The 9,539-nt window shown below is 35.9% G+C and carries 9 protein-coding genes; all 9 read left to right on the top strand.

From position 1 onward, the window contains the following. On the top strand, window positions 1-458 hold a 458-nt coding region (locus APF76_02005; GenBank protein ID KUO48739.1), incomplete at its 5' end, for a TetR family transcriptional regulator. 87 nt (window positions 459-545) lie between these two features. Continuing rightward, complete coding sequence (locus tag APF76_02000; protein ID KUO48737.1) at window positions 546-962, top strand: hypothetical protein; 417 nt, start codon at window positions 546-548, stop codon at window positions 960-962. A 42-nt stretch (window positions 963-1,004) separates the two neighbouring features. Beyond that, on the top strand, window positions 1,005-2,228 hold the full coding sequence (locus APF76_01995) for an MFS transporter (GenBank protein ID KUO48736.1): 1,224 nt from the start codon (window positions 1,005-1,007) through the stop codon (window positions 2,226-2,228). 88 nt (window positions 2,229-2,316) lie between these two features. After that, window positions 2,317-4,320, top strand: coding sequence for a formate dehydrogenase (locus APF76_01990; GenBank protein ID KUO48735.1), 2,004 nt, complete (start codon window positions 2,317-2,319; stop codon window positions 4,318-4,320). Window positions 4,321-4,525: 205 nt separating this feature from the next. Beyond that, a complete protein-coding gene (locus APF76_01985) occupies window positions 4,526-6,355 on the top strand; it encodes a molecular chaperone HtpG (GenBank protein ID KUO48738.1) in 1,830 nt (609 codons plus the stop codon). A gap of 149 nt (window positions 6,356-6,504) precedes the next feature. Further along, entirely contained in the window at window positions 6,505-7,269 is a 765-nt protein-coding gene (locus APF76_01980; GenBank protein ID KUO48734.1) for a MerR family transcriptional regulator, read from the top strand. A 69-nt stretch (window positions 7,270-7,338) separates the two neighbouring features. Next, window positions 7,339-7,863 carry a hypothetical protein gene (locus tag APF76_01975; GenBank protein KUO48733.1) on the top strand — a complete coding sequence of 175 codons (525 nt, stop codon included), beginning with the start codon at window positions 7,339-7,341 and terminating at the stop codon, window positions 7,861-7,863. Window positions 7,864-8,045: 182 nt separating this feature from the next. Beyond that, a complete protein-coding gene (locus tag APF76_01970; protein KUO48732.1) occupies window positions 8,046-8,606 on the top strand; it encodes a hypothetical protein in 561 nt (186 codons plus the stop codon). Between the two features lie 214 nt (window positions 8,607-8,820). After that, the coding region (locus APF76_01965; protein ID KUO48731.1) for an AraC family transcriptional regulator at window positions 8,821-9,539 on the top strand (719 nt) is incomplete at its 3' end.

Here is a 9,539-nt window from a genome sequence, read left to right as displayed (position 1 = left end):
AAAAGCAATTGTATTTATTCTTGCTTGATTATGTGGTTGAGGTTATTGATAAAATCTACGATGAGGTGGATTGGAATGAAACAGATATTTTTAAAAGAATGGAAAAAATAGGATTAGTTAAGTTTAAAATCATGAAAAAGTTTCCACAAGCATTTGATTTTCTTAAAACTACTTCCCATGAGGATGCTGTAGAGGTTAAATCTGAAATCGATAAAATGGGTAAGCATCTCATTAAAAGCGGTTCTGAAATGGGTTATAAAAATATAGATCTGACAAAATTTCGTGATGATATTGATATTGAAAAAACAATGAATATTATTAGTTGGACCATACTAAGTTTTGCAGAGCAGCAGAGGGATAAAGTAAATTCCTTTGAAGAGATCAATATGGATTTGCTTAGAGAATGGGATGATTATTTTGACATAATGAAACGTTGTTTTTATAAGGAGGAAAAATGATATGTTTATTGATATTTTAAACTTGAGCGGTTGGCAAATGTATTTACCCTCAAAAGTGGTTTTGATAATATGCTTACAGGAGGCAGCGTGTATAATTTCGAGTACGAGTATAAGTTCGACGAGCTACGCTATGAGCCACGCTATGAGCCACTTTCAGCTGGTTCCGAACCCTTTCAAGCATTGTTATTTCTGCCGGAGGATGAAGATAAAAAAGATTTTTATGTTACTGGCGTCATGCCTGACTCTGATCTGGTTACCCTTGTAGATGAATCCGGTGTAAGGATGAGTGTGAATCAGGTGATTGTAACGAAGCCTGTTGCTGATCTATTAAAGTTAAAGAAGGGAGACACCGTAGACATCGTCAGAAAGCTGGATGGGCGCATAATTTCGGGCTTAGTGGTAGTTAGCCATCGGATAAATGGAAATGGTACTTATATAAATAGAGACAAATGGTTTCCTGTATTCTATAATAGAGAATGGTCAGTTTTGGTGATTGCTTCATAGACATATTGAACTCAAAAAGTGATTGGAGAAAATGCTTAAGATATGAAAACATGGAAAAAGAACATTATACTTTTTTTGGCTAGTCAAACTATATCGCTCTTTGGCTCATCCCTAGTTCAGTATGCAATTATGTGGTATATCACATTAACAACCCAGTCGGGTGTGATGATGACGATAGCCATTATTTGCGGTTTTCTACCTACCTTATTTCTTTCCCCGTTTGCGGGGGTATGGGCTGACCGCTATAACCGAAAAACACTCATCATTATATCCGATTCTATTATTGCATTATCAACACTTGTTTTAGCTATATTGTTTCTTTTAGGATACGATTCTCTGTTGTTACTCTTTGTAATGTCAGCCATACGTGCGCTTGGGGCCGCAATTCAAATACCTACGATAGGAGCCTTCCTTCCGCAAATTGTTCCGGAGGATAAACTTACTAAGGTTAATGCGACAAACGGAACTATCCAAGCAACGGTCATGCTGGCATCCCCCATGCTTAGCGGTGCATTGCTAACCGTGGCTAGCATCGAGATAATATTCTTTATAGATGTTATTACAGCAGCCGTAGCGGTTTCAGTATTATTTTTGTTTTTGCATGTACCTGTTCATGCGAAAGCTCAAAAAAAGCAAGCAATGAGCTATTTCACCGATATGCGTGAAGGTTTTACTTACATCAGAAATCATGAGTATATCAAGAGGTTTTTTCTGTTTTGTGCCTTCTTTTTTTTCTTAGCAGCACCTGTTGCCTTTTTAACGCCGCTACAGGTTGTACGTAGTTTTGGTGACGATGTTTGGCGGTTAACGGCAATTGAAATGACCTTTTCTATCGGTATGATCATGGGCGGCACCATCATGGCTTCCTGGGGTGGTTTCAAAAATAAGATTCACTCGATGACACTATCCATTCTTGTTACTGGAGCCTGTACCTTTGCCCTTGGCGTTATTCCTGTTTTTTGGGTTTATCTGACTTTCATGGGGCTTGTAGGAATTGCTATGCCAATCTTTAATACACCTTCTACGGTTTTATTACAGGAAAAGGTAGATGCAGATTTTCTGGGTAGGGTATTTGGTGTTTTAGGAATGATAGGAAGCTCTATGATGCCTATGGGTATGCTTTTGTTTGGACCACTATCTGACATCATTAAAATAGAATGGTTGCTTATAGTTACCGGCTTGCTGCTGTTTATTCAGGGATTTTTCCTACTAGGCAGCAAAGTACTAATTGAGGCTGGAAAGCCAGTTTCAAAACCTGAATTGTAGGCCAATGGAAAAATGAATTATTTGCAGGAGTCATCAGACGGAAAATAGAATTCTAAACTAAATAAAGAAAAAATTGGAGGGGTAATTAATGTCTACTGTTAGGCATTCAGTATGTCCATATGATTGCCCAGATACGTGTGGGCTTCTAGTTGAAATTGAGAATGGGCGAGCTGTAAAAATTCAGGGTGACCCTGCCCATCCTTTTACTAGAGGTACCTTATGTGCTAAAATGGCCCATTATGAACAGATAGTCCAGGCACCTGGTCGTTTAACAAGACCTTTGATGCGAACAGGTCAAAAGGGTTCTGGTCAGTTTGTATCAATTTCTTGGGATGAAGCTATAGAATATATTATCCAACGTTGGCTGGAAATTATTAAAAAGCATGGTGCAGAGGCTATTCTACCCTATTCCTTTGCAGGAACCATGGGCTTGGTTCAGCGTAATTGTGGAGATGCTTTCTTTCATAAGATGGGGGCTACTAGACTTTTACGGACAATTTGCTCTTCTGCCAAAGGCTATGGATGGAAAGCTGTTATGGGCGAAACACTTGCTCCGAAGCCTGATGAAATTAAAAAAAGTGATTGTATTATACTCTGGGGAACTAATACCTTGGCTACCAATGTTCACTTAACCCATGAGCTTAAAGAGGCAAAACGAAGAGGGGCAAGGATTTTTTTGATAGAAACTTATGAAACTCCAACAGCCAAGATTGCCGATAGGGTTATATTAACCAGGTCTGGTAGTGATGGTGCCCTGGCACTAGGAATGATGCAATACATGGTTGAAGCAGGATTAATCGATAAGAACTTTATTGAACAATATGTCTCAGGCTTTGATCAGTTCAAGGACCAGGTGCTTTCTGATTATTCATTAGAAAGGGTTAGTCTTATCACAGGGATTGCTGTAAATGAGCTCGAGTCATTGGCAAGACAATATGGAGAAGCGAGGGCTCCTTTTATAGTAGTAGGCTCTGGACTTTCACGCTATGGTAATGGTGCCATGACTGTGCGTACCATAACTTGTCTACCTGCATTGGTAGGAGCCTGGGCTAAGCCTGGCGGAGGGCTATTAACTTCGATAGCAACTGGAAGTGCTTTGCCAGTCAATAGAATAACTAGAGAGGATTTTTTAAGCAAACCTACACGGATAATTAATATGAATAAGCTGGGTAGTGTGTTAAATGAGGTTAATCACCCTCCTGTTATGAGCTTATATGTTTATCATTCCAATCCTGTAGTAATTGCCCCTGACCAAAGCAAGGTTGTCAAGGGTTTGCAGAGGGAGGATTTATTTACCATAGTCCATGAGAGATTTATGACAGATACGGCACTATATGCCGATCTAGTTTTGCCGGCTACTACTTCTTTGGAACATCCGGACATTTATCGTTCTTATGGTCATTACTGTATTCAACGCACGCAGGCTCTAATTCCACCAGTAGGTCAGGCCAAATCCAACTGGGAGGTATTTCAGCTATTGGCGAAGGGATTAGGTCTTACTGAGACATATTTTAGCCTTTCCGCTGATGAACTTATTGATCAATTGTTGGATCCTCCAAGTTCTTGGCTGACAGATGTGGATTTATCTGATTTACACGAAGGGAAGCCAATAGAATTGCCTTTACAAGCAGACTACAAAATGAATTTTAAAACTACATCAGGAAAGATTGAGCTTTATAACCCCAAGGAAGTGGAAAAATTACCTAGGTATTTAGAACCATATGGTGGTGAGGAAGCATATTGGTTGATTAGCAGCCCCAGTATATATTCACTAAATTCTTCATTTAACGAATTGGAAGCCTTGGTTAAAAAGAAAAAAGGTTCCTATTTATTAATGAATCCTGATGATGCTGTGGATAAGGGTTTTATTGATGAACAAGAGGTTATTGCTTCCAATGAAAGAGGGCAAGTAAGTTTTAGGTTGAAAGTCACCCCAAAGATTCCCAGAGGTGCAGTAGTTATAGAAGGGTTGTCATGGGGCAAGGATGTTGGTAAAGAAAATCTAGTAAATGTCTTGACATCGCAACGCTTAACTGATCAGGCTGAGGCAAGTACACTCTATGATGTGAAGGTTGATGTCCGGCCAGCGTAAAAGGGTCAAGAAAAAAATACACAGTAATAATATTGACATAAAACTTGCATTCTGATATAAAAAATATATATTTGGGCAAAAGAAATTTTTAAACCTACTGGATTGTACCAAAAAAATCAAAGTAAAATCATAGTACTGTAGAAGGAGGAGATTTGATTTGACAATAAGACAGTTTCAAGCAGAATCCAAACGATTGTTAGATTTGATGATTAATTCAATTTACACGCATAAGGAGATTTTTTTAAGGGAACTCCTTTCTAATTCGAGTGATGCAATTGATAAGGTTTACTATAAGGTATTGACAGATGATTCTTTGACATTCAACAAAGAAAACTACTATATTAAACTAGAACATGATAAGAAGAATAGAGTATTAAAGATTTCCGATACTGGTGCTGGGATGACAAAACAAGAACTTGAAGATAATCTAGGTGTTATTGCAAAAAGTGGATCATTAGCATTTAAAAAAGAAAACGAAATAAAAGACGGTTATGATATTATTGGACAATTTGGAATTGGATTTTATTCGGCATTTATGGTATCTGAAGTCGTTACTGTTATAAGTAAAGCATTTGGTAGCAATGATGCTTATAAATGGGAATCGAAAGGGGCAGATGGTTATACTATTGAGCCATGTGAAAAAGATTTGGTTGGAACAGATGTCATTCTTAAAATCAAAGAGAATTCAGGAGATGAAAATTTTGATGAGTTCTTAGAGGAGTATAGATTAAAGTCTATTATTAAAAAATATTCCGATTTTATTAGATACCCTATAAAAATGGATATTACTCAGAGCAAGCTTAAAGAAGGTAGTGAAGAGGAATACGAGGACTATACTGAGGAACAAGTTATTAATAGTATGGTTCCTATCTGGAAGAAAAATAAGAACGAGCTTAGCCAGGAAGATTATGATAGCTTTTATTCTGATAAGCATTATGGTTTTGACAAGCCAATAAAACATATTCACATTAGTGCCGAAGGTACTGTGAGTTATAAAGCGATTTTATTTATACCAGAAAAAATACCATTTGATTTCTATACAAAAGAATACGAGAAAGGTTTAGAGTTGTATTCAAACGGTGTTTTGATCATGAATAAGTGTGCTGATCTGCTGCCTGATTATTTTAGCTTTATAAAAGGAATGGTGGATTCAGAAGACTTGTCTCTTAACATTTCTAGAGAAATGCTCCAGCATGATAGACAGTTGAAGCTTATTGCTAAAAACATAAAATCTAAGGTTAAAAATGAACTAGAGAATTTATTAAAAAATGAAAGAGAAAAGTACGAAGAATTTTATAAAACCTTTGGAAAACAATTAAAGTATGGAATATACAGCGATTTTGGTACTAATAAAGAGTTATTGCAAGATCTGTTAATGTTCTATTCATCAAAAGATAAAAATATGGTAACTTTAGATGAATATGTTTCCAGAATGCCAGAAGAACAGAAATATATTTACTATGCTTCAGGAGAATCCATTGAGAGAATTGAGAAACTACCACAAACAGAATTAGTATTGGACAAAGGTTACGAAATTTTCTATTTTACTGATGATGTTGATGAATTTGCTATAAAAATGGTGGGAACATATAAAGATAAGGAATTTAAATCCGTATCCAGCGGTGATCTTGGTATAGAAAAGGAAGAAAACAAAACTACTGATACGGATGATAAAGATAATAAAGAACTGTTTGATCAAATGAAAAATATTTTAGCAGACAGAATTAAAACTGTTAGAGCATCAACAAGATTAAAGAATCATCCTGTATGTTTGTCAAATGATGGTGAAGTTACAATAGAGATGGAAAAAATATTGAATTCTATGCCTGATAACCCAAATATAAAAGCAGATAAAGTTTTAGAAATTAACATAAACCATCAGGTATTTAAATCATTGCAAGAAGCATATGAAAATAATAAAGATAAGTTTAAATTATATACAGATTTATTATATAATCAAGCACTACTTATTGAAGGTCTACCGATAGAAGATCCAGTAGAATTTACAAACAATATTTCTAAAATAATGCTCTAGGTGTAAAAGCCACTTTCAAGTATAAATTTTTTTGAAAGTGGCTTTTACTTAGGAATTGCTTTGACATAATATATAAAGATTATAGGCAAAATACTATTGACATTGACGTTGCGTAAAGGTGTATAGTAATCTTGTCAGGAGGCGAAGGCATGGAATATACAGTACAAAAACTTGCTCAACTTGCAGGTATCAGTGCTAGGACATTAAGATATTATGATGAGATTGGTATTCTTAAGCCGGCAAGAATAAACTCATCTGGATATCGCATATATGGTCAAGCCGAGGTTCTTATGCTGCAGCAAATTCTCTTTTATAGAGAGATGGAGGTGAGCCTCGAAGGGATTAAAGGTATATTATCCTCACCTGCCTTTGATGCAGCAAAGGCACTAAGACAACATCGAGAAAAGCTTCTTGAGAAAAGAAAGCAATTGGATGTTTTGATTTCAAATGTTGATAAATCAATTGCGTTTAAAGAAGGGAGAATTACAATGACTGACAAAGAAAAATTTGAGGGTTTTAAGAAAAAGCTAGTTGATGACAATGAAAAAATGTACGGTAAAGAAATTCGTGAAAAGTATGGCAACGAAAATGTGGACAAATCAAATCAAAAAGTAAAGAACATGTCCCAAGAACAATATGAGGAAGTTACAAAACTTGAAAATGAGGTAATTGAAACCCTTCATGCAGCCTTTAAAACTGGAGATCCTGCTGGTGAATTAGCTCAAAAAGCGGCAGATCTACATCGTCAATGGTTATGCTTTTTTTGGGGTAGTTACACAAAAGAGGCGCATGCAGGGGTTGCTCAGATGTATGTTGATGATCCGAGATTCATGGCATACTATGACGAGAAACAGCCTGGAACCGCAGTATTTTTAAGAGATGCTATTTTCATTTATACAGGAATGAACAAATAAAAACAGGCAACCTTATCAAGGCTTTTTACGTCTATATAATCTATAGACAAAAAAGAGGTGGTTGTTGTTATGAAAAAATCTATTATTGCAATCTTAATTATGCTATTTGCTGTCTCAGTAATGGGATGTAATCAAACTGTTGACGAAGACCCGTCCAAGGATGATGAGCCGGGGATTATTGGATATGTTATGAATAGAGAAAATGAGAGGATCCTTGTAATTGACCCGGAAGCACAAGATTTTAGTCCAACTGGTGGGGTTTCTGAATACTATGATGCTATATGGTTTTCAAATGTTCCTCAAGATATTGAATTGGGTGAAAAGGTGAAGGTATGGTTCGATATTGTTGAAGACTCTTATCCTGCTCAATCGGATGCAATCCAAATTGAAGTAATTCCAAGCCAGAGACCGGCTGAAGCGGATTTAACTGAAGCAGACGCTTTATATGAGGCTTTGACATCTGAACTAAGTCATAACGATGGTTTAATTGTTGTTAAAAATATAGAGTATGACAATGAAACGGATACGTGGGATTTCACATTTAAGGAGATTTGGGGAGATGAAATATATAGTATTCAGATAGATGATAAGTAAGATAGATAAATGATCCATGGCTGTTTTTAAACAGCTCGTGGGTTATTTTTTTAACTTTTAGCTTTTTTCTTAGTAAGAGTATTTTATCCAGAATTAGAATATGGAGCAGGAGATAATTCAACAATAATATAATAGAATAATAGCTGATACAGACGTTACTAATTTCTTTAGGAGGATTTTTCATGCGTGTTTTTCTGGCAATAGAATTTCCGGAAGATATAAAAGAATATCTGGATCAAATTCACCTGGTACTAAGAGAACAAAGCAAAACAGGAAATTTTACTAAAAAAGATAATTACCATTTGACCCTTCGATTTATTGGAGAGATTAAAGACCATGAGTTGGATAAACTGAAAGAAGTCATTGATGAAATAGCTTTAAAACATAACTGCTTTCAATTAACCATGAACAAAGTAGGATGTTTTGCTAGAGGAAGTAAAATGATAATCTGGGTTGGAATCAATCAAAATGAAACACTAGGTAGATTATACTCACAGTTAGAGCAGTCACTAGAACGTAAGGGTTATACAAAGGAAGAAAGAAACTTTGTTCCCCATGTTACCATAGCTAGACAAGTAGTACTTATGGAAGATTTAAAAAAAATGCAGCAGCAAATTAAGATGGATAATATCATAATACCTGTAAGTAAGCTATCATTAATGGAAAGTACCAGAGTAAAGGGCGAGTTAAGATATATCCCCCTTTATACAAAAAACTTGAGTCCACCACTGATGCAAAACTAGCTTTTTCTTGAAAAATATAAATATCAAGAAGGTGTAAAGAATTTTATAAAAGCAGGATTAGATGAAGCTGCTATATATGAAAAGTACAAGCAATACTATAGCAAGGTTTTTATATTGCCAAAAAATGAATTAACCCTACATAATTGTGCACGAAAAGTCGGATAGACATATATAACTTCTGATATTCTATTGGTGAAAGAGGAGGTTATTATAAATGGATTCGCTTGAAAAAATGAATGAGGCATTAAACTACATTGAAGAAAATCTTGCTAATGATATTGATTTTAGAAAAGTAGCGAGGCTGGCTTTTTGCTCGGAATATCATTTTCAAAGAATGTTTTCGTTCCTTGCAGGTGTTACACTATCGGAATACATTCGCCGCCGACGCCTCACTCTTGCAGCATTTGAATTTAATAATAATAGCATTAGGATAATTGATGTTGCAATTAAATATGGATACAATTCACCAGATTCTTTTACAAGAGCTTTTCAAAGTCTACACGGGATAACACCGTCAGAAGCGAGAAATAGTGGTCAATCACTAAAAGCCTATCCACGAATGGCCTTTCAGTTATCAATTAAAGGAGGAAGTGAAATGAACTATCGAATTGAAGAAAAAGAGGGATTTTGTATAGTTGGTATCAAGAGAAGGGTTCCTATAATTTTCCACGGGGTTAATCCAGAGATTGCCTCTATGTGGAAAACTTTAAATGATCAAACGATAAATAAACTTAAGGAGCTTTCTAATGTCGAGCCTTTAGGGCTACTTCAAGCATCCACGAACTTTTCTGAAGGCCGAATGGAGGAAAAAGGGGAACTTGATCATTACATCGGCGTTGCTACAACTAATGAATGTCCAGATAACCTGACACAACTTAAAGTTCCTGCCTCAACATGGGCTGTATTCGAATCAGTTGGACCATTTCCTGATAC

The sequence above is a fragment of the Desulfitibacter sp. BRH_c19 genome (genome assembly GCA_001515945.1).
Taxonomy (GTDB): Bacteria; Bacillota; DSM-16504; order Desulfitibacterales; family Desulfitibacteraceae; genus Desulfitibacter.
Note: the sequence above shows the minus strand (reverse complement) of the source record. Positions and strands in the feature narration are given on the sequence as shown.